23 protein-coding genes and 2 tRNA genes are annotated in these 23436 nt (G+C 66.8%); 9 read left to right on the plus strand and 16 right to left on the minus strand.

Annotated elements, in window-relative coordinates; translation table 11 throughout:
- Nucleotides 1–10: 10 nt before the first annotated feature.
- From LDO54_RS06475 to fdxA, 10 genes are all read right to left on the minus strand, one after another.
- Nucleotides 11–760 carry a DUF4088 family protein gene (locus tag LDO54_RS06475; protein ID WP_224008230.1) on the minus strand — a complete coding sequence of 250 codons (750 nt, stop codon included), beginning with the start codon at nt 758–760 and terminating at the stop codon, nt 11–13.
- Nucleotides 761–964: 204 nt separating this feature from the next.
- Nucleotides 965–1288 (minus strand): AzlD domain-containing protein, encoded by a 324-nt coding sequence (locus LDO54_RS06480; protein WP_224008454.1) that lies wholly within the window; start codon nt 1286–1288, stop codon nt 965–967.
- A gap of 17 nt (nt 1289–1305) precedes the next feature.
- On the minus strand, nt 1306–2061 hold the full coding sequence (locus LDO54_RS06485; protein WP_224008457.1) for an AzlC family ABC transporter permease: 756 nt from the start codon (nt 2059–2061) through the stop codon (nt 1306–1308).
- Between the two features lie 159 nt (nt 2062–2220).
- On the minus strand, nt 2221–3111 hold the full coding sequence (locus tag LDO54_RS06490) for an AraC family transcriptional regulator (protein WP_224008231.1): 891 nt from the start codon (nt 3109–3111) through the stop codon (nt 2221–2223).
- Between the two features lie 44 nt (nt 3112–3155).
- A complete protein-coding gene (locus LDO54_RS06495) occupies nt 3156–3629 on the minus strand; it encodes a CreA family protein (protein WP_224008233.1) in 474 nt (157 codons plus the stop codon).
- A gap of 64 nt (nt 3630–3693) precedes the next feature.
- A complete protein-coding gene (locus tag LDO54_RS06500; RefSeq protein ID WP_224008235.1) occupies nt 3694–4035 on the minus strand; it encodes a type II toxin-antitoxin system RelE/ParE family toxin in 342 nt (113 codons plus the stop codon).
- Nucleotides 4032–4385: a type II toxin-antitoxin system ParD family antitoxin gene (locus LDO54_RS06505; RefSeq protein WP_224008237.1), complete on the minus strand. Its 354-nt coding sequence runs from the start codon at nt 4383–4385 to the stop codon at nt 4032–4034. The genes LDO54_RS06500 and LDO54_RS06505 overlap by 4 nt, the downstream gene beginning before the upstream one ends.
- A 105-nt stretch (nt 4386–4490) precedes the next feature.
- Nucleotides 4491–4566 (minus strand) — tRNA-Asn (locus LDO54_RS06510).
- Between the two features lie 82 nt (nt 4567–4648).
- A tRNA-Asn gene (locus LDO54_RS06515) sits at nt 4649–4724 on the minus strand.
- Nucleotides 4725–4883: 159 nt separating this feature from the next.
- Complete coding sequence (fdxA, locus tag LDO54_RS06520) at nt 4884–5207, minus strand: ferredoxin FdxA (protein WP_065061288.1); 324 nt, start codon at nt 5205–5207, stop codon at nt 4884–4886.
- Nucleotides 5208–5563: 356 nt separating this feature from the next.
- Between fdxA and pncB the strand changes: the two genes are divergently transcribed.
- From pncB to rmuC, 5 genes are all read left to right on the plus strand, one after another.
- Entirely contained in the window at nt 5564–6766 is a 1203-nt protein-coding gene (gene pncB / locus LDO54_RS06525; RefSeq protein WP_224008239.1) for a nicotinate phosphoribosyltransferase, read from the plus strand.
- 127 nt (nt 6767–6893) lie between these two features.
- Nucleotides 6894–7556, plus strand: a complete 663-nt coding sequence (locus LDO54_RS06530; protein WP_224008241.1) for a LutC/YkgG family protein — start codon at nt 6894–6896, stop codon at nt 7554–7556.
- Nucleotides 7557–7620: 64 nt separating this feature from the next.
- Entirely contained in the window at nt 7621–9024 is a 1404-nt protein-coding gene (locus tag LDO54_RS06535; RefSeq protein WP_224008460.1) for a sodium:proton antiporter, read from the plus strand.
- 181 nt (nt 9025–9205) lie between these two features.
- Nucleotides 9206–10195, plus strand: coding sequence for a 2-hydroxyacid dehydrogenase (locus tag LDO54_RS06540; protein ID WP_224008243.1), 990 nt, complete (start codon nt 9206–9208; stop codon nt 10193–10195).
- Entirely contained in the window at nt 10192–11682 is a 1491-nt protein-coding gene (gene rmuC, locus LDO54_RS06545; protein WP_224008245.1) for a DNA recombination protein RmuC, read from the plus strand. The genes LDO54_RS06540 and rmuC overlap by 4 nt, the downstream gene beginning before the upstream one ends.
- A 93-nt stretch (nt 11683–11775) precedes the next feature.
- Here rmuC and LDO54_RS06550 read toward each other — a convergent pair whose 3' ends face one another.
- The 6 genes from LDO54_RS06550 to LDO54_RS06575 form a co-directional block, all read right to left on the minus strand.
- Nucleotides 11776–12258, minus strand: a complete 483-nt coding sequence (locus LDO54_RS06550) for a GNAT family N-acetyltransferase (protein ID WP_224008247.1) — start codon at nt 12256–12258, stop codon at nt 11776–11778.
- On the minus strand, nt 12258–12533 hold the full coding sequence (locus tag LDO54_RS06555) for a hypothetical protein (RefSeq protein ID WP_065061294.1): 276 nt from the start codon (nt 12531–12533) through the stop codon (nt 12258–12260). Before LDO54_RS06555 ends, LDO54_RS06550 begins: the two co-directional genes overlap by 1 nt.
- Before the next feature lie 65 nt (nt 12534–12598).
- Complete coding sequence (moeA, locus tag LDO54_RS06560) at nt 12599–13930, minus strand: molybdopterin molybdotransferase MoeA (protein WP_224008255.1); 1332 nt, start codon at nt 13928–13930, stop codon at nt 12599–12601.
- Between the two features lie 107 nt (nt 13931–14037).
- Nucleotides 14038–14673 carry a molybdenum cofactor guanylyltransferase MobA gene (gene mobA / locus LDO54_RS06565; RefSeq protein ID WP_224008257.1) on the minus strand — a complete coding sequence of 212 codons (636 nt, stop codon included), beginning with the start codon at nt 14671–14673 and terminating at the stop codon, nt 14038–14040.
- Between the two features lie 7 nt (nt 14674–14680).
- Complete coding sequence (moaA, locus tag LDO54_RS06570; RefSeq protein WP_224008259.1) at nt 14681–15793, minus strand: GTP 3',8-cyclase MoaA; 1113 nt, start codon at nt 15791–15793, stop codon at nt 14681–14683.
- 201 nt (nt 15794–15994) lie between these two features.
- Nucleotides 15995–19351 carry an Rne/Rng family ribonuclease gene (locus LDO54_RS06575; RefSeq protein WP_224008260.1) on the minus strand — a complete coding sequence of 1119 codons (3357 nt, stop codon included), beginning with the start codon at nt 19349–19351 and terminating at the stop codon, nt 15995–15997.
- 855 nt (nt 19352–20206) lie between these two features.
- On the opposite strand from LDO54_RS06575, the gene LDO54_RS06580 reads away from it, so the two are divergent.
- The 4 genes from LDO54_RS06580 to LDO54_RS06595 all read left to right on the plus strand — a co-directional run bounded on the left by LDO54_RS06580 (nt 20207) and on the right by LDO54_RS06595 (nt 23432).
- Nucleotides 20207–21238: an RluA family pseudouridine synthase gene (locus LDO54_RS06580; RefSeq protein ID WP_224008463.1), complete on the plus strand. Its 1032-nt coding sequence runs from the start codon at nt 20207–20209 to the stop codon at nt 21236–21238.
- Between the two features lie 100 nt (nt 21239–21338).
- Entirely contained in the window at nt 21339–21998 is a 660-nt protein-coding gene (locus tag LDO54_RS06585) for an HAD-IIIA family hydrolase (protein ID WP_224008262.1), read from the plus strand.
- Nucleotides 21995–22399 (plus strand): Rieske (2Fe-2S) protein, encoded by a 405-nt coding sequence (locus LDO54_RS06590; RefSeq protein WP_224008264.1) that lies wholly within the window; start codon nt 21995–21997, stop codon nt 22397–22399. The genes LDO54_RS06585 and LDO54_RS06590 overlap by 4 nt, the downstream gene beginning before the upstream one ends.
- A gap of 25 nt (nt 22400–22424) precedes the next feature.
- A complete protein-coding gene (locus LDO54_RS06595) occupies nt 22425–23432 on the plus strand; it encodes a S49 family peptidase (protein WP_224008266.1) in 1008 nt (335 codons plus the stop codon).
- The last annotated feature ends 4 nt before the right edge of the window (nt 23433–23436 follow it).

Here is a 23436-nt window from a genome sequence, read left to right on the forward strand (position 1 = left end):
CGGGTGGGATTTAGCGCGGCTGGTTCTTCGGCGGCGGCACGAAGAAGTTGCGCAGCCAGGCGGCGAGGCGCGTGAAGACGTCGTCGGGTTCCTCGACGAAGATTTCCGGCTTCAACAGACGCAGATATTCCATGATCTGCTGCGCTTCCTGCTTCTGGAACGTGCCGTGCGCGATGCCGAGGCGCAGCAGGCCGCGCAGCTCGCCGAGCCGTTCGCGCGCGAGCGAGCCGGTGGCCTGTTCGCAGCCGATCTTCGCCTCATAAACGCGCTGACGCACCGATTCCGCGAGCCGCCACGCCGGCGTCTGCATGATCTCTTCGAGCGTCTGGATGTCCTGCACGCCCGACTTGATCTGCGCGGCCAGCGGGTCGATCTGCGCTTCCTCGCCCTGGGCTTCCTGCACGATGGCGGCTGCCCACTCGCGGCACTTCTTCGTCAGCTCGTCGGGCGTCCACTCAGGCCGCGACGCCACGCCGAAGCCAAAATCGCCCGCCTGCCGCAGCAGCATCGAGACGACTTCGGGAAACTCCTTGTCGAGCGTGCGCTTGGCCCATGCGTACTGGCCGCCCTGCAAGAGTCGCTGCACCGCCTGCTCGGTGAGCGGCGTCATGTTGTCGAGCAGCTTCGCGCGCAGGAAGTCCTCGAACGACGGCGTCAGAAACTGCGGGTCGAGCTTCAGCGAGACGCGCAGGAACGCGTCGAAGTCCTTGCGTAGCGACGCAAGCGTTTCTTCCTTGAGGTTAAGGGTGATATTCCCCATTCTGGTTGCCCCGATTTATTCCTGGCGTTGCCTGGCTATGGCCAGGGCTTCGGCTGGCCACTGCGCCAAGGCAGGCTTCGACGGTTTAACGGCGCGCGACGGAGAAACTTGAGCGGGCGATTGAAAGGAACGTGCGAATGGGCGGCCGCGAAGGGCCGCGGATTCACCGTTTTCAGGGTTGTTTGCGCGGGTTCATCGCGTGATTCAGCGCAGCACGACGCCTTGCCAGAGAAAGAACACGCCGAGGCCCACGGCGATGGTCAGCAGCGGACGTTTCGTCAGCGCGCTCACGGCGATCGCCGCCAATGCGCCGACGAGTTGCGGATTGCGCCAGCTCAGTTCGGCGCCCTGGCCGTGCGGCGAGACCGCCATCGGGACGATGATCGCCGTGAGCACGGTCACGGGCACGAAGCCGAGCGCGGTGCGCACGAGCGGCGGAAACACGAGCCGCTCGCCGAGCACGAAGACGGCGGTGCGCACGATCCACGTGATCAGCGCCATGCCGAGGATCAGGACGACATAGTTCATCGGGTGGTCGATCGGGTTCATTGGCTGCCTCCCGCGACGGCGTGTGCGTCGCGCGGAGCGCGCGCCTGGCGCGGCTCGCCGGTCTGGTTTTGTGCGCGCGATTGGGCGTCGGCGTCAGGGTTGCGGCGCGGCTTGCGCGGCAGCGAAAGCGCGACGCCCACCGCCACGCCCGCGAGCACCGCGCAGAGCAGCCCGAGCTTGTACGGCCACGCCTGCCAGTAGAACGCGAGCACGCCCGAGGTGACGGCGGCGGCCAGGAAGCGCAGCGCCACCAGTTGCGGCACCACGATCGCGATAAAGGTGACGACCATCGCGAAGTCGAGGCCGAGCGTCTGCAGCCCCGGGAACGCCGCGCCGAACAGCAGGCCGGCGGCGGTCCAGATCTGCCAGTTCAGATACATCGAAAGACCCGAGCCGAGGAAGTGCCACGGCGAGACATCGTCGCCGGGCGGATGGCGGCGGTAATGCGCCCAGGCGACGGCGAACACTTCGTCGACGAGCACCGCGCCGAGCGCGAGCCGCCAGCGCAGCGGCAGATGCGAAACGTAGGGCGCGAGCGTCGCGCCGTACAGCACGTGGCGCAGGTTCACGATCAGTGTGGTGGCCCAGATCACGGCGTAGCTCGCGTGCGAGGCGATCAGCCCGACCGCGATGAACTGCGCCGAGCCCGCGAACACCGCGAGCGACATGAACTGGCCGTGCCAGAGCGCGAGCGGCCCCGACGTCACGAGCGTGCCGAAAATCATGCCGAACGGGGCCGCGCCGATCATCATGGGGATCGTGTCGCGCACACCGGCGGCGAATTCCTTGTATCGATGGGGATGGGTGGTCAAGCTGTCTCTCCTGATTCGGAAAGCAGCATAGCGAGCGGCGCGTCGGGTGGCTTGTACGATCTTGCGGCGTCGCCGCGCTCAGTCGTCGCCGATGAGGGCTCAGGACTGCTGCCAGCGTCCCGGCGGCACGCCAAACATGCGGCGGAAGTGGCGTGTGAAGTGGCTCTGATCGGCGAAACCGCTGGCGGCGGCGACGTCGGCGACCGAGGCGCCCGCGCGCAGCGGGCCGAGTGCGCGCTGCAGGCGCACCTGCGTGCGCCACGCGTGCGGCGGCAGGCCGGTCGCCTGGGTGAAGAGGCGCGTGGCGTGGAACGGCGACAGGCCGACGGCCTGGGCGAGATCGGCCACGCGCAGCGGCGCGGGCAGATCGGCGGCCAGCAGCGCCTTCATGGTCTCGACGCGCGGATCGTTCGTGTGCGGCCCGATCGGCGCTTCACGCGTGCGCGCGTGGCGCGTGAGCAGCGCCGAGAGCGCGTCGAGCAAGGCGCCTTCGACGGCGAGCAGGTCCGGTTCGGGCTGCGCGGGCGCGCCGGTGTCGCCGCCCGTTGCGGGATCGGCGCGCCGAGCATCGGCATCGGCTTCGAGCAGGCGATGGGCGTACGAAAGCCGTTGCGCGAGATCGGGGTCGCGGATCACATCAGCGGCGAACCAGGGCAGCGGCTGCGCACGACCCGCGATTTGCGCCGCGAGCCCGTGCAGATAATCGACCGGCACGTAGATCACGCGATAGCGCCAGCCTTCGTCGACGGCGCGCGAGCCCGTGTGCACCTCGCCCGGATTGATGACCGGCACCGTGCCGGTTTCCGCCACATGATGCGCGCCGCGGTAGCGGAAGCACTCCGCGCCGTCCTCGATCACCGGCACGGTATACGCCTCGTGCCAGTGCGGCGAGAACTCGTGATCGTGATATTCGGCCGTGAGCAGATCGCCGCCGGGCAACAGCGGCGAGCGCCAGTAACGGGCGGAATCGCGAAAACGGGGAAGGTTCATAGCGGCGGCGCGCGGTCGGGTTTCAGGCGGCGTGACAGTCCAGTTTAGCGCACCGGGATGGTCGTGCCGGCGGGCATCGGCACGGCGGTCACGCTGTTCTTCGCGCTGCCGCTCACGACGCGGTCGCTGTAGGTCAGATAGACGAGCGCGTTGCGTTTGGTGTCGACCACGCGCACGACGTGCAGCGTCTTGAAGAGAAACGACATGCGCTCGTTGAAGACGTCGGCCTGTTGCTTGAGCGGGGCGCCGAAGCTGATCGGACCGACCTGGCGGCAGGCGATCGACGCTTCGGTCGGATCCTCGGCGATGCCCAGTGTGCCTTTCACGCCGCCGGTGCGCGCACGCGACACGTAACAGGTCACACCGGTCACGGCGGGATCGTCGTAGGCCTCGACGACGACCTTATCGGAGCCGGTCATGCGGAAGTTGGTGTTCACGCTGCCGATCTGTTCGGCGTGCGCGATGCCCGATGCGCAGACGAGTGCGGCGAGCGTCGAGGCAAGGCGGATGGATTTCATGCGAATTCCCGAGGATGACGAGTGGTTATTATCGGGCAGGGCGGGGTGGGGTGGCAGGGGGAAGCTACACGTGCTCGGGCAGATCCATCGCGTCGTGCAGAATGCGCAGTACGTCGATCGTTCGCGCTTCTCGCGGATTGACGCGAAACATGACGAAGTGGCGGCCTTTGCGGCCCTGGCGAGCGACGTGAAGTGTCATCAAGCCTGGAGCGATCTCGTCGAGTTCACGTGCGCCGGGGATAGCCGGCCCGGCCGTGAGCGCTTGCAGGGCGAGCGAGAGCGTCGTGGCGTAACTGCGTGCCTGAGAGGGGCCGAAGCGTTCGGCGGTCCAGCGCACGATGTCTTGAAAATCGGATTGCGCCGATTCGGTGAGGTGAATTGTCCAGAGGATCTTGCGGCGCGTCACTGTGCGCGCTTCGTCGCGCGGGCCGTTGCCACGGCGCTGTCGGCAAGGCCGTCGAGATGTTCGGCCAAACCTTGCCCGGCAGCGAACACGTGAACGCGGCCGGCATCGGCATTGGCTTGACCGGTGCGCGCGGCGTCGCGCAGTGCTTCGATCCGCGCCTGCGATTCGGCTTCGTCGCGCTCGATCAGGCGCAGGCCGGCACGCAGGACTTCGCTCGCATTCTGGAATCGCCCCGAATTGACGAGCGTGTCGATCAGCTTTGCCTGATGGTCCGTGAGAACGACGTTTCGGGTCGGCATGGCAGCGCCCTCGATGGCAGACTGGGATTGGCAGATTATGCCATGGTGCATCGGCAGGGGAGCGGGACGGGAGGCGAGGCGACGGCGGGTTCGCGCAAACAGTGAACGACCAAAAGAAAAAAGCCGTTGCGCAAAAACGCAACGGCTTCGATATTTTGGCTCCCCGACCTGGGCTCGAACCAGGGACCTACGGATTAACAGTCCGGCGCTCTACCGACTGAGCTATCGGGGAACAGCAGTACATCTACAACTTTTTAACTTCATGAAAAAGCCCGTGTGCGCTGTCGCCAACGCGAACGGGCTTTTGCGAATCTTGGCTCCCCGACCTGGGCTCGAACCAGGGACCTACGGATTAACAGTCCGGCGCTCTACCGACTGAGCTATCGGGGATCAACAAAAGCAGAGAACGAGATTCTATGGGGCTTGGCGGAGTCTGTCAACACCTTGTCGCCATCTTTTTAAAACAATCCTCCTTCAAAAGGATTGTTCGACGGGTTGACCGTCTTCAGCGACGCGACGTGGCGAGACGATGCGGCCCCGGACCGTGGCTTAGCGCTCGAGCAGCGCGAGCTTGTCCTTGATGTCCTTAAATTCCTCGGCTTCCGGCAGGGCAGCCTTGGTTTTCGTGATGCTCGGCCAGTTCTTGGCGAGATCGGCGTTCAGCGCGATGAAGTCCTGCTGGTCGCCAGGCACATCTTCTTCGGCGTAGATGGCGTTCACCGGGCACTCAGCCACGCACACGGCGCAGTCGATGCACTCGTCCGGGTCGATCGCGAGGAAGTTGGGACCTTCGCGAAAGCAGTCCACCGGGCACACATCGACGCAGTCGGTATAGCGGCACTTGATGCAGCTTTCGGTCACAACGTGGGTCATTCAGGCAGCTCCTGCAAGCTTTTGTATTGGGGATGGCGCTGGATTGACGCGCGCCAAAAGCGGTATTGTAACTGAATGGGAATTTCCCTATCCACACCGCCGGCGCGCCTTTTATATCGTTTCGTGATTAGTTTATGCGGCGCGGCATGTGCTTGAACCGGCGGCCGATTCCTTGCGCAATATCCATGCGCGCGCCACGGTCGTGCAAGCAAGCCCGCGTCCGAATGCCGCATTCGGGTAACATGGGCGCACCGCTGATGTCCGCCGTCCCCGGCGCCGCCGCCAGCCCCAAAAGGCGCGACGGCGGCTCGGAAAACGAGGCGTGCATCCTCCGATTGCAGTCCGGCTAGTCAATCATGGTCATTACTTCGCTGCTCGATACCGATCTGTACAAATTCACGATGATGCAGGTGGTGCTGCATCATTTCCCCGCGGCCAACGTCGAATATCGCTTCCGCTGCCGCACGCCGGACGTCGATCTCGTGCCGTACGTCGACGAAATCCGCAGTGAGATTTCCAAGCTCTGCCGCCTGCGTTTCGCCGAGCCCGAGCTCGAATATCTGCGCAAGATGCGCTTCGTGAAGGGCGATTTCGTCGACTTCCTCGCGCTGTTCCATCTGAACGAGAAGTACATCTCCGTCACGCCGTCGCCGAAGAACAACGGCGAGATCGACATCGAGATCAAGGGTCCGTGGCTGCACACGATCCTCTTCGAGATTCCGGTGCTCGCGATCGTCAACGAGGTGTATTTCCGCAACACGCAGCATCATCCGCAATACGAAGAGGGCCGCGAGCGCCTGCGCCGCAAGATCGAGCTGCTCGGCGCGAAGCCCGAGTTCGCCGACTGCAAGATCGCCGATTACGGCACGCGCCGCCGCTTCTCGAAGCGCTGGCACGAAGAGGTGATCCTCACGCTCAAGGAAGATCTCGGCGAGCAGTTCACGGGCACGAGCAACGTCTACTACGCGATGAAGCACAACCTCACGCCGCTCGGCACGATGGCGCACGAGTATCTGCAGGCGTGCCAGGCGCTCGGACCGCGTCTGCGCGATTCGCAGATCTACGGCTTCGAGATGTGGGCGAAGGAATATCGCGGCGACCTCGGCATCGCGTTGTCGGATGTCTACGGCATGCAGGCTTTCCTGCGCGACTTCGACATGTACTTCTGCAAGCTGTTCGACGGCGCGCGCCACGATTCGGGCGATCCGTTCGAGTGGGGCGAGCGCCTGCTCAAGCACTACGAGGACAACCGCGTCGACGGCCGCACGAAGACCATGATCTTCTCGGACGCGCTCGACATTCCGAAGGTGCTGCGTCTGTACGAGCGCTTCAAGGACCGTTGCCGTCTCGCGTTCGGCGTGGGCACGAATCTCACCAACGACCTCGGTTATCAGCCGCTGCAGATCGTCATCAAGATGGTCCGCTGCAATGGTCAGCCGGTCGCCAAGCTGTCCGATTCGCCGGGCAAGAACATGTGCGACGACAAGGCGTATCTGGCCTATCTGCGTCAGGTGTTCGGCATCGAGCAGCCGACGGAAGTGGAGACCGCGGGCAAGTAAATTTGCGCACGAACCACACAGGCGGCGCATGCTTCGTGCGCCGTATGCGTGCCTGATACGCGCCTGAATGCGAGCGACGCCCCGGTATAATCGGCGCGTCGCTTTTCTTCATCTGACGAGGACGCACATGGATACCACGGCCGCCCGCCGCAGCATGCTCGCGCGCATCCGCGCGGCTCAGGGTCGCGACGCGACGCCCGCCGCGCACGAACGGGAAGCCGTCGCCGACTATCTCGCGCGCCATCCGCAAGGGCCGCGTCCGCCGATGGACGGCGACCTCGTCGCGCGCTTTGTCGTCGAGGCGAAGAAGATGGCGTCCACGGTCGACGAAGTCGCGCAGCTCGCCGACGTGCCCGCCGCCGCCGCGCGCTATCTCGCCTCGCTCCAGTTGCCCATGCAGGCCGTCGCCTGGGAGACGCTCGAATCGTTCGACTGGGCCGCAGCGGGCCTCACGGTCGCGTTCCGCAAACCCGAAGATCGCGATCTCGTCGGCCTCACGGGCTGCTTCTGCGCGACCGCCGAGACCGGCACGCTGGTGCTGCTGTCGGGGCCGCAAACGTGGGCCTCGGGCGCGCTGCTGCCCGAAACGCACATCGCCGTCGTGCCCGCTTCGCGTATCGTCGCGGGTCACGAAGATGCCTTCGCGCTCATGCGCGCCGAACGCGGCGAGTTGCCGCGCGCGGTCAATTTCGTCTCGGGGCCGTCGCGCACCGGCGACATCGAACAGACCATCGTCCTCGGCGCACATGGGCCGTATCGCGTGCACGTGATCGTCGTGCAGGGTGCGTGACGCGTTGACGGGTCCGCGCGCGGCACGCGTTTCGACACCGGCAAGGCGATTCGCGCTCGCGGCCGTGCTGGCGTGTTGCGCGGGCACGGCGCACGCATCGGGCGGGGCGGGCGCTGCGGGCGTGGACGGCGCGGCGCTCTCCGCGACCTGGGGCCTGCCGTTCGCCTGCATGCTGCTCTCGATCGCGCTGTTTCCGATGTTCGCGGCCACGTTCTGGCATCAGCATTTCGGCAAGATCTCGGCGGCGTGGGCGCTCGCGTTTCTCGCGACGTTCGCGGCGTCGCACGGCATCGCGGCCACGTATCCGCTCTTTCTGCATGCGCTCGTCGACGAATATCTGCCCTTCATCGTGCTGCTCGGCGCGCTCTATACGATCGCGGGCGGCATCTGCGTGTACGGCAATCTGCGTGGCTCGCCGCGCACCAATACCGCGATCCTCGCGCTCGGCGCCGTGCTCGCGAGCGTGATGGGTACGACCGGCGCGGCCATGCTGCTGATCCGCCCGCTGTTGCGCGCCAACGACAACCGCCGCCACAACACGCACGTGGTCGTGTTCTTCATCTTCCTCGTGGCGAACGCGGGCGGCTCGCTCACGCCGCTCGGCGATCCGCCGCTGTTCCTCGGTTTTCTCAATGGCGTCGGCTTCTTCTGGACGGCGCAGCATCTCGCGCTGCCGATGCTGTTCGTCTGCGGCGTGCTGCTCGCTGTGTTCTTCGTGATCGATACGTGGCTGTTCCGGCGCGCGGACGAGGTGCGCGCGCCGTTTCTCGATCCGACGCCCGACACCGGACGGCTCGGCATCGGCGGCAAGGCCAACTTCGCGCTGCTCGCGGGCGTGATCGCGCTCGTGCTGACGAGCGGCGTCTGGAAGCCGGGTATCGGCGTCGATCTGCCGGGTGCGCGGCTCGAACTTCAAAACGTCGTGCGCGACGCCGGGCTGATCGTGCTGGCGATCGTGTCATTCGTGTTCACGTCGCGCGAGGCGCGCGCGGACAATGATTTCGACTGGGCGCCCATCGTCGAGGTGGCGAAGCTGTTCGCAGGTATTTTCGTGACGATCACGCCGGTGATCGCGATGCTGCGCGCGGGCGAGGCGGGCGCGTTCGCCTCGCTGATCGCTTTCGTCAACGATGCGCCGGGCCGCCCGAACGACGCGCTTTACTTCTGGGCGACGGGCCTGCTGTCGTCGTTTCTCGACAACGCGCCCACGTATCTCGTGTTCTTCAATCTCGCGGGCGGCGACGCGCAGGCGCTCATGACGGGCGGCGCGAAAACGCTCGCCGCGATTTCGGCGGGCGCCGTGTGGATGGGCGCGGTGACCTACATCGGCAACGCGCCGAACTTCATGGTCAAGGCCATCGCGCAGCAACGCGGCGTGCGCATGCCGGGCTTCTTCGGCTATCTTGGCTGGTCGTGCGCGGTGCTCACGCCCGTGTTCGCGGCCGCGACCTGGCTCTTTTTCGTTTGAGCCGGGCGGGATTGCGCCGATTCGCACCGATTTGCCCCGATTCGCGCATTAGCCATTCGGCTGACTATGCCGGCGCGTGCAGGCGCGGGAAAATAGCGCCGATATCGAGACCCTGGCGGACCAGCCAACCGCGCGCGGCACAGCGGCGTGCGGATCAACCTCAGCAGTGTGGAGAGCAACGATGCAAAAGATTCTCGTGGCGCGCCCGATCTTTCCTGACGTGATCGACCGTCTCAAGCAGTATGTCGACGTCGACTGGAACAACGGCGAAACGCTGTCCGCCGAAGCGCTCAAGGCGCGTCTCGCCGACAAGGACGGTGCGATCACGATGGGCGACCCCATCGACGCCTCGACCTTCGCCGCCGCGCCGCGTCTGCGCGTGGTCTCGAACATGGCCGTGGGCTACAACAACTTCGACATGGCCGCGTTCGACGCCGCGAACGTGCTCGGCACCAACACGCCCGACGTGCTCAACGAGACCACCGCCGACTTCGGCTGGGCGCTGATGATGGCCGCCGCGCGCCGCGTGACCGAATCGGAGCACTATCTGCGCGCGGGCAAGTGGCAGAAGTGGTCGTTCGACATGTTCCTCGGCGCGGACGTGCATGGCGCGACGCTCGGCGTGATCGGCATGGGCCGCATCGGCCAGGCGCTCGCGCGCCGCGCGCGCGGCTTCAACATGCGCGTGATCTATCACAACCGTTCGCGCGTCGCGCCCGAGATCGAGCGCGAACTGAACGCGGAATACCGCGCGAAGGAAGACCTGCTCAAGCAGGCCGATCACGTCGTGCTGGTGCTGCCGTACACGCCGGAAAACCATCACACGATCGGTGCGGCCGAACTCGCGCTGATGAAACCCACGGCTACGCTCACGAATATCGCGCGCGGCGGCATCGTCGACGACGCGGCGCTGGCGCAGGCGCTGCGCGAGCGCCGTATCGCTTCGGCGGGCCTCGACGTGTTCGAAGGCGAGCCGAGCGTGCATCCGGCGCTGCTCGAAGTCGATAACGTCGTGCTCACGCCGCACATCGCGAGCGCGAGCGACGCCACGCGCCGCGCCATGGCCAACCTCGCCGCCGACAATCTGATCGCCGGGCTCGGTCTCGGGCCGCGTGCGGGCCAGCCGCCCAATGCGATCAATCCGGGCGTGATCGGGAAAGCGCGCGCATGAGTGCTGAGTGGTTGATGGCGCTGGCGTTAGCGGCGCTCGCCGCGCTGGCGTTTGCCGTGATCGTGCTGCTGCGCGCGCGCGGCGGTTCGCACGACGAAGCGGCGCTCGACGCGCTCGATCAATTGAGCGACCGCGTCGCCGCCTCGACCGAGACGCAGACGCGTGCGGCCGAGCGTATCGAGCGCGAGTTGCGCAACGAGATCGCGCGCACGGCGCAGACTTCGCGCAGTGAGTTCGGCGGCGGTTTCGCGCAGGTGCAGCAGGCGCTGGCGGCGCATCTCACGAGCATCGCGACTGTGCAGAACGGCCAGATCGATGGCTTCGCGCAACAGCTCGTCAAGCTCACGGAGAGCAACGCGCAGCAGCTCGACGCCGTGCGCCAGAGCCTGCACGTGCAGGCGCAGCAGGCGCGCGAGGAGCAGGCCACGGCGCTGCGCCACTTCGGCACCGTGCTCGGTCAGCAGCTCGCGCAGCTGACCGAGGCCAACGACCGGCGCTTCGCCGAAGTGCGCGCGACGCTCGAGCAGCGCCTCAAGGACATCGAGGCGAACAACGCGGCGAAGCTCGAAGAGATGCGCCGAACCGTCGACGAAAAGCTGCATGCCACGCTCGAACAGCGTCTGGGCGAATCGTTCAAGCTGGTCTCGGACCGGCTGGAGCAGGTACATCGCGGCCTCGGCGAAATGCAGACGCTGGCGGCGGGCGTGGGCGATCTGAAAAAGGTGCTCACGAACGTGAAAACGCGCGGCACGTGGGGTGAAGTGCAGCTCGAAGCGCTGCTGGAGCAGATGCTCACGCCTGACCAGTTCGCGAAGAACGTGGCGACCGTGCCGGGCAGCAGCGAACGCGTGGAGTTTGCGATCCGCCTGCCGGGCAAGGGCATCAAGCCCGGCGGCGCGGACAGCGCGCCGGTCTGGCTGCCCGTCGATGCGAAGTTTCCGCGCGAGGACTACGAGCGGCTCATCGACGCTCAGGAGCGCGCCGATCTCGCCGGCATCGAGGAAGCGGGGCGCGCGCTCGAAACGCGCATACGCGCGGAAGCACGCACCATCGCCGAGAAATACGTCGCGCCGCCGCACACGACCGATTTCGCGCTGCTGTTTTTGCCGACCGAAGGGCTTTACGCCGAAATCCTGCGTCGCCCGGGTTTGACCGATGTGCTCCAGCGCGATTTCCGCGTGACCGTTGCCGGGCCGACCACGCTCACGGCGCTGCTCAACAGCTTGCAGATGGGTTTCCGCACGCTCGCCATCGAGCAGCGTTCGAGCGAGGTGTGGCAGGTGCTGGGTGCTGTGAAAACCGAGTTCGGCAAGTTCGGCGACGTGCTTGCGCGAACCAAAACGCAGCTGGAAACGGTCACGCGCTCGATCGAGGCCGCCGAAGTGCGCACGCGCGCGATGAACCGCAAGTTGCGCGACGTGGAGGCCTTGCCGGGCGAGGAGGCGTCGAATCTGCTCGGCGACGCGTTGCGCAACGGAGACGAATAGACGCAGTATCGATATGCCCTTAAGAAAAACGGGCCGCCCGCATCGCTGCGGACGGCCCGTTTTTTTCGCGCCTTGCGGGGTGAGGCGAGCGCTTTAGCCCGGCGCGGCGAGCTTGTCGAGCGCGTCGCCCGTCACGCGCACTACGCGCCAATCGGGGAACACCGTCGCGCCCATCTTCTCGTAGAAGCGGATGGCCGGCTCGTTCCAGTCGAGCACGCTCCACTCGAAGCGTGCGCACTGGCGCTCCACGGCGATGGCTGCGAGCTGGCGCAGCATGGCCGTGCCGAGACCCGTGCCGCGCTGCGACGGTTCGATGTAGAGGTCTTCGAGATACAGGCCGCGGCGGCCCAGGAACGTCGAATAGTTGTGGAAGAACAGCGCATAGCCGACGATCTTGCCCGCGTCGTCGGCCACCAGTGCTTCGGCGGCCGGGTGCGCGCCGAACAGTGCGTCGGCCAGCAGCTCGGGCGTGCCGGTGAACAGGTGCGTGAGCTTTTCGAATTCCGCGAGCTGGTACATGAGCGCGTGCATGGCGCTCACGTCGCCGGGCGTGGCCGCGCGGATCGTGGCGGCCATTACGCTTCCTCTGGCACGTCGGAGAGATGAATCTCGATGCCGCCGAAGCGCGACGCCACCCAGTTGTAGAGATGGCAGGCGATCCACAGCAGCACGAAGCCGACGATCGCATTGAGGATCAGCGCGCTGAACACGGTGCCGAGTTCGAAGGTGCCGTAGCGGAAGAACGCCACCACTGCGACGAGCAGCACGATCGGCACGCTGAACGTGAGGTACACGAGGATGAGCGCTTTGGCGGTTTGCCCCGCGGCGATGAACGAGATCTGTTTTTTCATGGAAGTCGGTCCGTAGGTCGAATGGACGTAGCGTGTACAGGATGGCTGGAAAAGGGCCGCGCGCGCTAGACGAGCCCGTCAAAGAGCATGACGTCGACGGCATCGCCGGCGTCGAGATCGGTAGATTCGTGGGCGAGCACGATGAAGCAGTTGGCCTCGCTCATCGTGCTGAGTGCGCCGGAGCTTTGCGAGCCCGTGGGCGTGACGCACCACTGGCCGCGCGCGTCGCGTTCGGCGACGCCGCGCTGGAATTCGGTGCGGCCCGCGCGTTTTTTGATCGGCGCTTCGCAGCGCGCGGGGATCAGCGGCACGGGTGGCGGTGTCGCGCCCGACATGGCGATCAGGGCAGGGCGCACGATCTGGTAGAAGCTCACCATGGTCGCGACCGGATTGCCGGGGAGGCCGAACAGCAGCGCCGGACGGCCCACGCCCGCACGGCCGCCGGACCAGATGCGGCCGAACGCGAGCGGGCGGCCCGGACGCATGGCGAGGCCCCAGAACGTGACGTCGCCGAGCGTTTGCAGTTGCGTGCGCGTGAAGTCGGCTTCGCCGACCGAGACGCCGCCCGAGGTCAGTACGACGTCGGCGCTGGCGGCGGCTTGCTTGAGCGTGGCGGCGAGCGCGTCGGGTTCGTCGCGGACCATGCCGAGGTCGATGGCTTCGACGTTCAGGCGGCGCAGCATCGCGCCGAGCGTGTAACGGTTGCTGTCGTAGATGCAGCCGGCGTCGAGCGGCTCGCCGGGCGAGCGCAGTTCGTCGCCGGTCGAAAAGAAGGCCACGCGCAGGCGCGGCTTCACTTCGACTTCGACGAGACCGAGCGAGGCGAGCAAGCCGATATCGGAGGCGCGCAGCTCGCGGCCCGCGCGCAGCGCCACGCCGCCGCGTGCGAGGTCTTCGCCCTTGCGGCGGCGGTTCGCGCCGGGCGCGACCTCGCGGGCGGCGAAGCGGATCGAGCCGGATTCGCCGGCATGCGTCGGTTCCACGCGCTTCACGCGTTCTTGCGGCACGACGGTGTCGCAGCCAGCGGGCATCGGCGCGCCGGTCATGATGCGCACGCATGCGCCGGGCGTCACGCCGCCTGTGTACGGGTGACCCGCGAACGCCTTGCCGGCGATCGTCAGCGCGAGCGCGCCGTCTTGCGCTTCGGCGGCGAGCGCCGCGCCGTCGAACGCGTAACCGTCCATCGCCGAGTTGTCGTGCGCGGGCACGTCGATCGGCGAGATCACGTCCACGGCGAGCACGCGCGCGAGCGCTTCGCGCAGCGGCACGCGTTCGCTCCCGGCCAGCGGCGTCACCCACTGCAGCACGATGGCTTGAGCGGCGCTGACGGGCAAGGCTTGTGGATCGAACTGGCTGAGGCTCGCGGCGCTACCGGAGAAAGTGTTAAGCGTGGTCATCGAGTGGAGAAGCGTCGCATCCGCACAATGGGTGCGGCGATCGTCCTGGGAGGCGGGCCAGGTGGGCCGGCAGCTGGCGGCGCGCGGCGTGTGTCCGGTTGCGCACGTCAGGCACGGTCGAGGTCGGCGAGTTCCTGAAAGGAATTGATATTGTAAAACGCACGCTCGTCGGCAAACGCGACTTCGGCCGCCTTGTGGCGCGCGTACCACGCACGCACCTTGCGCTCGCCCGCGTCCAGAAAGGCCGCGAGGTCGTCGGCGAGCGAGACGTGCACGAGCGCAAAAACGGGATGCAGTGAGACCTCGCCCGCCGCGTCGGTCGTGGTCGCGGTGGCAATCGGCACGCCTTGCGCGCAAGCGGCCTCGGCGAGGCGCGCGGCGAGGTCGGCGGGCAGCCACGGCGAATCACAGGGCGCGCTCAGCAGCCATTCGGTGCGCACTTCGCTTTGAGCGGCGGCGCGCAGGCCGGCGAGCAAACCCGCGAGCGGACCGGGAAAGTCGGGCAGCGTATCGCCGATCACGCGCGCATGCCACGGCGCGCCCAGTTCGGCGTAGGTGTCTCGGTTGCGATTGGCGCTGATCGCGAGCGCGCCCACCTGCGGCGCGAGGCGCGCGAGCACGTGCGCGGCGAGCGGCTGGCCGTGCAGCATCTGCAGGCCTTTGTCGGCGCCGCCCATGCGCTGGCCGCGGCCGCCCGCGAGGACGAGGCCGGTGATCGACGAAGCAGGAAGGGGTGCGTTCATGCGCGGCTCAGCCGCCGATATAGGACATTTCGATGCGGCGTTCCTCGCTGGCTGCGGGCGCGTCGGCGCTGCCGCGAAGCTGCGAGTAGCGGTCGCCGCGCTGCTGCCAGACCTGGGCGATCGCGCTGGCAATGCCGGCGTCGGTCGCGTCGCCGCGCAACAGGGCGCGCAGGTCGTAGCCCATCGACGCGAACAGGCACAGGTACAGCTTGCCCTCGGTCGAGAGGCGCGCGCGCGTGCAGTCGCCGCAGAACGCGCGCGTCACGCTGGAGATCGTGCCGATCTCGCCCGCGCCGTCGGCGTAACCCCAGCGCTGCGCGGTTTCGGCCGCGCTGTGTGCGTCGAGCGGCACGAGCGCGAAGTGTTCGGCGATGCGCGCGACCACGTCGGCGGACGGCAGCACTTCGGCCATGTTCCAGCCGTTCGTGGCGCCCACGTCCATGTATTCGATGAAGCGCAGCGTCACGCCCGTGCCGCGGAAGTGGCGCGCGAGCGGGACGATTTCGCTGTCGTTGGTGCCGTGCTTGACGACCATGTTCACCTTGATCGGCGCGAGCCCCACGGCCTGCGCGGCCTCGATGCCGCCCAGCACGTCGGCGACCGAGAAATCGGCATCGTTCATGCGGCGGAACAGGGTGTCGTCGAGCGCGTCGAGACTCACGGTCACGCGCGTGAGACCCGCGTCGCGCAGCGCGCGCGCCTTGCGGGCCAGCAGCGAGCCGTTGGTGGTCAGCGTGAGGTCGAGCGGCGTGCCGTCGACCGTGCGCAGCGCCGCGAGCCGCTCGATCAGGAATTCGAGGTTTTTGCGCAACAGCGGCTCGCCGCCCGTGAGGCGGATCTTGGTGACGCCTTGCGCGACGAAAAGCCGCGCCAGCCGCTCGATTTCCTCGAGCGAGAGCAGCGCCGAATGCGGCAGGAACGGGTAGTCCTTGTCGAACACCGCGCGCGGCATGCAGTAGACGCAGCGGAAGTTGCAGCGGTCCGTCACCGAGATGCGCAGATCGCGCAGCGGCCGCGCGAGCGCGTCGAACACCTCGCCGGTTGGCGCGCGCACGGCGTCGGCCGCCAGCCGGGGCGGCAGCGAACGGGCGTCAGCAACAGGGATGATGCGTCGGGACATAGTGGTTTCGAACTCGCTGGTCTCAAACTCGCGATAGTTTGATTTTAGCCGAAGCGCACTTTGCCCATGGACAAGGGAGAACGCTGATATATCAAAAAAAAGCCCGCCGATAGGTGGCGGGCTTTTGTTGCACTGCGATGCGAGTGCCGGTGGAGGCGGACCGGGCGCGTCTTGCGGGCGCTACCCGGTCCGCCGGCCGCCTTACGGCTGGCGGTCGGTTTCCACTTGCTGCATCGGCGTGCTGTCGGCCGGCGGCAGCGGCTTGCGCTCGCGCGGTACGCGCGCGGGCTTGACCACTTGCGCGGCAGCGTCTTGCGAGGCGCGCAGCTTGCCAGCGTCGGTGTTCACCCAAACGAGGCCGGCGCCAGCCAGCACCGTGTCGAGCGATTCCGCCGCGACGGCGCTGACCGTCGTCACCTGAACCGGACGCTGAGCCACCGGCTCGACGACAGGCGCGGTTTCGACACGGGCGGTCTCGACACGGGCGGCTTCGACCGGTGCGGTCTCAACCGGAGCAACGCGCGTTTCGACCGGCTCGGCTTGTGCAGCGGCGGCAGCCGGTGCAGCTTCCTCGGACTTCGGCGCTTCGACGCGGTCTTCACGCGGTGCCGGCACTTCGGCGGCGACGGCAGGCGCTTGGGCCGGCGTTTCTGCCGGAACTGCCACGACGACCGGAGCCGCTGCTTCAACCGGCGCAGCTTCGACCGGTGCGGCCGGTGCTGCGGGTTCGACGGCGACCGGTGCGACCGGTGCAACGTGCTCGACAGGTGCGGCCGGCGCGACGGGCGCAGCCGTTTCCACGGCGGCCGGAGCGACGGTTTCAACCGGCGCGGGAGCGACTTGCGGCGCTGCCGGCGCGGCTTCCACGGCCTTCGCTTCGACACGTTCGACCGCTTCGGCAGCGGCGACCGGCAGGGCGGTCACGACCGCAGCTTCCGTCACCACGGTCTGCACCGTCGTTTCCGTCTTGATCGACTCGACGGCGGCGTGTTCCGCTGCCGGTGCGTCGATGCCTGCGTCAACACCTTCTTCGCCCGATGCGCCGTCTTCCGACGCGCCATCGGTCATTGCCGTACCTTCCGCATCGCGTTCGCGACGGCCACCACGGCGGCCGCGACGACGGCGGCGGCGCTCTTCACCTTGCGGCGATGCGCCATCGTCATCGGCACCCGACTGGCTCACGCCATCGGTCAGAGCGGCTTGAGCGGCTTCTGCGGTTTCGCTGTCGGCACCGACGCCCGCGGCTTCGATACGGGCTTCCTGCGCCTCGGCGGCCTCGTTCTGCTGCGAGCGGCGGCGTTCGCCACGCTCGCCGCGTTCACGGCGCTCGCCGCGTGCCGGCGTTTCGCCGGTTTCGCTGCGGTCCTGACCACGTTCGACGCGTTCGATGCGCTGTTCGCGCTCGCCACGTGCTTCACGCGGTTCGCGTTGCTCGCGCGGTTCACGCGGCTCGCGGGCTTCGCGCGGCTCACGTGCTTCACGCGGTTCACGCGCTTCACGATTGCCACGGCCTTCGCGTGCTTCGCGCGGCTCGCGTTGTTCACGCGGTTCGCGGGCTTCACGTGCCTCGCGCGGCTCACGGCCTTCGCGTTGCTCGCGCGGTTCGCGTTCCTCGCGGCGGCCCGACGGCTGACCGCCGCGCGTGCCGCTCGTGCCACCGGTGCCTTCGCCACGGCCTGCCGCGTCGCGGCCACCGGTGCGGCGGTTGCGGTTGCGATCGCCCGACGCGGCCTTGTCGCCACGCTCAGGACGGCCTTCGCGTGCCGGACGTGCAGCCTTTTCCTGCGTCTGGGCCGGCGCCGGTGCGGGAGCCGCAGCCGGTGCGCCGCCGAACAGGCGCTTGATGAAGCCGAAGAAACCGCCGCTGGCCGGTGCGGCCGCAACGGGTGCCGCCGCCGGAATGGCTTCCACCGGCTTCACGGGCGCGGACGGCGCCGGACGGTCCGGCGTGATGCCCTTGACCGCGGCTTCCTGCTTCGGCTTGGCTTCGGCGTTGCGCTTGCTGTAGCCGGTTTCCGATTCGAGCTCACGCGCCGCTTCCTCGGCCAGCTTCCACGAGGCGCGCGGATCGTCGAGGCGCGTATCGTCGTGACGCAGACGCTCGAGCTTGTAGTGCGGCGTTTCGAGATGCTTGTTCGGGATCAGCACGACGCCGACCTTGAAGCGCGACTCGATCTTGTTGATTTCCGAACGTTTTTCGTTCAGCAGGAAGGCGGTCACTTCGACCGGCACCTGGCAGTGGATCGCCGCGGTGTTTTCCTTCATCGCTTCTTCCTGGATGATGCGCAGGACCTGAAGCGCCGACGATTCCGTATCGCGGATATGACCCGTGCCGTTACAGCGCGGGCAGGTGACGTGGCTGCCTTCCGAGAGGGCCGGGCGCAGACGCTGGCGCGACAGCTCCATCAGGCCGAAGCGCGAGATCTTGCCCATCTGCACACGTGCGCGGTCGTGGCGCAGCGCATCCTTCAGACGCTGCTCGACTTCGCGCTGGCTCTTGGCCGACTCCATGTCGATGAAGTCGATCACGATCAGGCCGCCCAGGTCGCGCAGACGCAGCTGGCGAGCCACTTCGTCGGCGGCTTCGAGGTTGGTGCGCGCGGCGGTTTCCTCGATGTCGGCGCCCTTGGTGGCGCGGGCCGAGTTCACGTCGATGGCGACCAGCGCTTCGGTGTGGTCGATCACGATCGCGCCGCCCGAGGGCAGCGGCACCGTGCGCGAATACGCCGTTTCGATCTGGTGTTCGATCTGGAAGCGCGAGAAAAGCGGCACGTCGTCGTGATACCGCTTCACCTTGCTGACATTGTCCGGCATCACGATATCCATGAAGGCGCGCGCCTGGTCATAGATTTCCGTGGTGTCGATGAGGATTTCGCCGATGTCGGGCTGGAAGTAGTCGCGGATCGCACGGATCACGAGGCTCGATTCCAGATAGATCAGCATGGGCTGACCGGACGTGCCTGCCTGCGACGCCGCTTCGATGGCGCGCCACAGTTGCAGCAGGTAGTTCAGGTCCCACTGGAGCTCTTCGGCGGAGCGGCCGATGCCGGCCGTGCGCGCGATGATGCTCATGCCTTCCGGCAGTTGCAGCTGCGCCATGGTTTCGCGCAGTTCCTGACGGTCGTCACCCTCGATGCGGCGCGAAACGCCGCCGCCGCGCGGGTTGTTCGGCATGAGGACCAGATAGCGGCCGGCGAGCGAGATGAACGTGGTCAGGGCTGCGCCCTTGTTGCCGCGTTCTTCCTTTTCGACCTGGACGATCAGTTCCTGGCCTTCCTTGAGGGCGTCCTGGATACGCGCGCCGCGCATGTCCACGCCGTCGCGGAAGTATTGGCGGGCGACTTCCTTGAACGGCAGGAAGCCGTGGCGGTCTTCGCCGTAGTTCACGAAACACGCTTCGAGCGAGGGCTCGATGCGGGTCACGATGCCCTTGTAGATGTTGCCTTTGCGCTGTTCGCGCCCGGCGGTTTCGATGTCGATGTCGATGAGCTTCTGTCCATCGACGATGGCGACACGCAGTTCTTCCTGCTGTGTCGCGTTGAACAGCATGCGTTTCATTGAACGGCTCCAGTGCGGCGTTGCGCGCGGCTCTCGCGGCGCCCGACGCTTCGACGGGCAGAACGAAAGCCGGCAGCGGCAAGCCGCGCCTTATTGTGTTGTCACAAGCACGCTGGAGCAGGAACGTTGGGGAGGAGAATTGCCTTCTGTGGGTCCGGTCCGGCGTTGTGTTGCCATGGACGGGCCGCGTGGGCACATGCGAAATACGTCTTCAACAAGCGGCCAGACATGCCGTGGAAGTGCGACGGCACGGATTTCCTGTGCTTCCGATCCGACTGCTGCGCGCGGCGGCGACATACTGCGCCTTGCACGATCGCAACAGAAGACAAACCGCAGCGGCGAACCGCGCGCGCTTGCGGCTGGATCAGCTTCGCGGCCTGGCTATCCAAGCAGGACCGCGTATGGGAAGCCTTCAGGAACGCCCGTCTTCCCCCTCGGGGTGTCTCGCCACCTTTGACGTCGCCATGTCCCGCACGTTGCCGGGACGCTTCGGGCGCTCGCCGTATTTTCGCCACCGCGGCGTGGCGTCGCGGTCACTTCGACCGCGCGGCGCCACGCCGCGGATGAATTCTTTATACCAATGTTCCGTTACCGTCGGAGGCCGCGCCGACCGAACGTGCCTGTGGGCGCCGTCCCTGCCGTGCGGATTTCCGTGCGTGCAACTCGTTGCATCTCTTCTTTCGGGGTGAGCAACCTGCCCCGGGCGCAAGTAAAATAACCGTTTATCGCTTGCTGCCTACGCATGCAGCGCGGTTCAGGTCCGGTCGAACCTCCTTGGGTATCCATCGGATGGTTCTGGAACTTTTTGGCCGTTTGGCCTACCGTCGCGTCAGCGTTGGGCAAATTATATTCAGAATGAAAGGGTTAGGCAAAACATCCCAGAATCAGGTCGCAGCCGACCAGGTTTCCATCGTCGAAATCGACGATGGCGCAGCCGGTCAGCGGATCGATAACTTTCTTCTGCGCGTCTGCAAAGGCGTGCCGAAAAGCCACATCTATCGCATTTTGCGCAGCGGGGAAGTGCGCGTGAATAAGGGCCGGGTCGATGCGCAGTACCGCCTCGAACTCGGCGACCTCGTGCGCGTGCCGCCCATCCGCATCGCCGAAAAAACGCAGCAGGAGTCGGCGCCCGTGCCGCCCGGCCAGTTCCCCGTGCTGTTCGAGGACGACGCCATGCTCGTGATCGACAAGCCTGCGGGCGTCGCCGTGCATGGCGGCAGCGGCGTGGCGTTCGGCGTGATCGAACAATTGCGCGAGGCGCGCCCGCACGCCAAATTCCTCGAACTCGTGCACCGGCTCGACCGCGAAACGTCGGGCGTGCTGATGCTGGCCAAGAAGCGCGCGGCGCTGGTCGGCCTGCACGAGCAGATGCGTGATAACAAGACCGACAAGCGTTACTACGCCTGCGTCCACGGCGACTGGGCGAGCGACTGGGGCCGCCGTCGTGCCGTCAAGGAACCGCTGCACAAGTATCTGACCCCGGAAGGCGAGCGCCGCGTGCGCGTGCAGGCCGACGGCATGCCGTCGCACACGGTGTTCAATCTCGTCGAGCGCTGGCCGCACTATGCGCTGCTCGAAGCGGAACTCAAGACCGGCCGGACCCATCAGATCCGCGTGCACCTGGCGCATCTGGGCCTGCCGATTCTCGGCGACGCCAAGTACGGCGACTTCGCGCTCAACAAGGCGCTGGCGCGCACCGGCGCGAAGCCGGGCCTCAAGCGCATGTTCCTGCACGCTCACCGGCTCAAGCTCGCGCATCCGATCACCGGTGAGACGCTGCAGTTCGAGGCGCCGCTGCCGCCGGAACTGCGCAGTTTCGTCGACGCACTGCGTGCGCAGCGCGAAGGCGCGGACGGCGAGAGCCAGGCCGCCGCGCAGCCGGAATGACGCGGCAGCGCCGCGCCGGGGATGACGCCGGAGAACAAGCCGGAGCAAAAGCCGGAGAACAAGCCGGACGAAAAAACAACAGTGTTTGGAGAAGGACCGTATGGCTCGACAGCAATTTGACCTGATTGTGTTCGACTGGGACGGCACGTTGATGGACTCGACCGCCCACATTACGCGCAGCATCCAGGCCGCGTGCCGCGACCTCGGCTTGCCCGTGCCCGGCGACGAGGCGGCCAGCTACGTGATCGGCCTCGGCCTGCGCGAGGCGTTGCAGATCGCCGCGCCCACGCTCGCGCCCGCCGACTATCCGCGCCTCGTGGAGCGTTATCGCGTGCACTATCTGCTCAAGGATCAGGAGACGGAGCTGTTCGCGGGCGTGCGCGAGATGCTCACGGAACTGCGCGACACCGGCTATCTGCTTGCGGTGGCGACGGGCAAGAGCCGCGTGGGCCTGAACCGCGCGCTCGCCGACGCGCGCCTGACGAGCCTGTTCGACGGCACGCGCTGCGCCGACGAAACCTTCTCGAAGCCGCATCCGGCCATGCTTCAGGAACTGACGCGCGAACTGGGGCAGGATCTGGGCCGCACGGTCATGATCGGCGACACCACGCACGACCTGCAGATGGCGGCCAATGCCGGCGCGGCGGGTGTGGGCGTGGCGTATGGCGCGCACGCGTCGAGTTCGCTCGAAGCGCTCGCGCCCCAATACATCGCCGCCGACGTGCCGGCGCTCTCGGCCTGGCTGCGGGAGCACGCATGAGCCTGCCCGCGAACGAGGCGAGCCTCGCGGCAGTGCGCGTCTGCGCGGCCGACGAACTCGCCGACGGCGGCGCCGGCAAGCGACTTGACGCGACCTACGCGGGCGGCCCCGCCGTGGTCTTTTTCGTTCGCTACGCCGGCGAGGTCTACGGCTACCTGAACCGCTGCGCGCACGTGCCGATGGAGCTCGACTGGGTCGAAGGGCAGTTCTTCGAGTCGTCGGGTCTCTATCTGATGTGCGCCACGCACGGCGCGATCTACGAACCCGAGACGGGCAAGTGCGTCGGCGGCCCGTGCCGCGGCGGACGGCTGCGTCCGGTGCGCGTCGAGGAACGCGACACGCCCGAGGGCCGTGCGGTATTCTGGCTGCCGGACGCCGATCTGAGTCCGACCCCTTTGTGATTTTTCGCTGATTCTCACCGCACGCATGTCAGACAATCCGACCCCTGATCAGAACGAGCCGGACCGCCCGATGCACTCCGGCAAATCCGAAGCCGGCAAGACCGGCTGGGAGCGTGACGCGCTCGAGCGCATCGCCATGGCCGCGATCGTCGAGCAACGGGCGGCACGGCGCTGGAGAATCTTCTTCCGCTTTGCGTTTCTGGCCGTCTTTCTGCTGATCGCCTGGGCGCTGCTCGACTTTTCCGGCGCGCGCGTGGAGGGCACCGGCAAGCACACGGCGCTCGTCTCGCTCGACGGCGAGATCTCGTCCGATACCGCCGCGAACGCCGACGATATCAACAGCGCGCTCGACAGCGCCTTCGACGACGACGGCACGGCGGGCGTGATCCTGCACATCGACAGCCCGGGCGGCTCGCCCGTGCAGGCCGGCATCATCAACGACGAAATCCATCGTCTGCGCGCCAAATATCCGGCCATTCCGCTCTACGTGGTGGTCGGCGACATGTGCGCGTCGGGCGGCTATTACGTCGCGGCGGCCGCCGACAAGATCTACGTGAACAAGGCGAGCATCGTCGGTTCGATCGGCGTGCTGATGGACGGCTTCGGCTTTACGGGTCTGATGGACAAGCTCGGAGTCGAGCGCCGCCTGCGCACTTCGGGTGAGAACAAGGGCTTTTACGACCCGTTCTCGCCGGATACGCCGAAGATGGATGCACATGCGCAGGAAATGCTCGACCAGATCCACCAGCAGTTCATCGACGCGGTGAAGGCCGGGCGCGGCACGCGCCTGAAGGATTCGCCGGATATTTTCTCGGGCCTGTTCTGGACCGGTCAGAAGAGTGTCGAGCTGGGTCTCGCGGACGGTTACGGCGACACCGACTACGTGGCGCGCGAGGTGATCAAGGCGCCCGACGTGGTCGATTACACGGTCAAGCAGAGCATTTCCGACCGCGTGGCGAAGCGCTTTGGCGCAAGCGTCGGTTCATCGGCGATGCATTCGCTGATCTCGGGCGCGAAGATGTCGTTGCGTTAAAGCG

Origin of the sequence: Paraburkholderia tropica (genome assembly GCF_914484835.1) — a bacterium.
Lineage (GTDB): Bacteria > Pseudomonadota > Gammaproteobacteria > Burkholderiales > Burkholderiaceae > Paraburkholderia > Paraburkholderia tropica_A.

Coding starts and splice junctions, on each gene's coding strand:
- LDO54_RS06475 (WP_224008230.1), bottom strand. CDS start 760: ATGGGGAATATCACCCTTAACCTCAAGGAAGAAACGCTTGCGTCGCTA.
- LDO54_RS06480 (WP_224008454.1), bottom strand. CDS start 1,288: ATGAACTATGTCGTCCTGATCCTCGGCATGGCGCTGATCACGTGGATC.
- LDO54_RS06485 (WP_224008457.1), bottom strand. CDS start 2,061: ATGATGATCGGCGCGGCCCCGTTCGGCATGATTTTCGGCACGCTCGTG.
- LDO54_RS06490 (WP_224008231.1), bottom strand. CDS start 3,111: ATGAACCTTCCCCGTTTTCGCGATTCCGCCCGTTACTGGCGCTCGCCG.
- LDO54_RS06495 (WP_224008233.1), bottom strand. CDS start 3,629: ATGAAATCCATCCGCCTTGCCTCGACGCTCGCCGCACTCGTCTGCGCA.
- LDO54_RS06505 (WP_224008237.1), bottom strand. CDS start 4,385: ATGCACCATGGCATAATCTGCCAATCCCAGTCTGCCATCGAGGGCGCT.
- fdxA (WP_065061288.1), bottom strand. CDS start 5,207: ATGACCCACGTTGTGACCGAAAGCTGCATCAAGTGCCGCTATACCGAC.
- pncB (WP_224008239.1), top strand. CDS start 5,564: ATGGTCATTACTTCGCTGCTCGATACCGATCTGTACAAATTCACGATG.
- LDO54_RS06530 (WP_224008241.1), top strand. CDS start 6,894: ATGGATACCACGGCCGCCCGCCGCAGCATGCTCGCGCGCATCCGCGCG.
- LDO54_RS06540 (WP_224008243.1), top strand. CDS start 9,206: ATGCAAAAGATTCTCGTGGCGCGCCCGATCTTTCCTGACGTGATCGAC.
- rmuC (WP_224008245.1), top strand. CDS start 10,192: ATGAGTGCTGAGTGGTTGATGGCGCTGGCGTTAGCGGCGCTCGCCGCG.
- LDO54_RS06550 (WP_224008247.1), bottom strand. CDS start 12,258: ATGGCCGCCACGATCCGCGCGGCCACGCCCGGCGACGTGAGCGCCATG.
- LDO54_RS06555 (WP_065061294.1), bottom strand. CDS start 12,533: ATGAAAAAACAGATCTCGTTCATCGCCGCGGGGCAAACCGCCAAAGCG.
- moeA (WP_224008255.1), bottom strand. CDS start 13,930: ATGACCACGCTTAACACTTTCTCCGGTAGCGCCGCGAGCCTCAGCCAG.
- mobA (WP_224008257.1), bottom strand. CDS start 14,673: ATGAACGCACCCCTTCCTGCTTCGTCGATCACCGGCCTCGTCCTCGCG.
- moaA (WP_224008259.1), bottom strand. CDS start 15,793: ATGTCCCGACGCATCATCCCTGTTGCTGACGCCCGTTCGCTGCCGCCC.
- LDO54_RS06575 (WP_224008260.1), bottom strand. CDS start 19,351: ATGAAACGCATGCTGTTCAACGCGACACAGCAGGAAGAACTGCGTGTC.
- LDO54_RS06580 (WP_224008463.1), top strand. CDS start 20,207: ATGAAAGGGTTAGGCAAAACATCCCAGAATCAGGTCGCAGCCGACCAG.
- LDO54_RS06585 (WP_224008262.1), top strand. CDS start 21,339: ATGGCTCGACAGCAATTTGACCTGATTGTGTTCGACTGGGACGGCACG.
- LDO54_RS06590 (WP_224008264.1), top strand. CDS start 21,995: ATGAGCCTGCCCGCGAACGAGGCGAGCCTCGCGGCAGTGCGCGTCTGC.
- LDO54_RS06595 (WP_224008266.1), top strand. CDS start 22,425: ATGTCAGACAATCCGACCCCTGATCAGAACGAGCCGGACCGCCCGATG.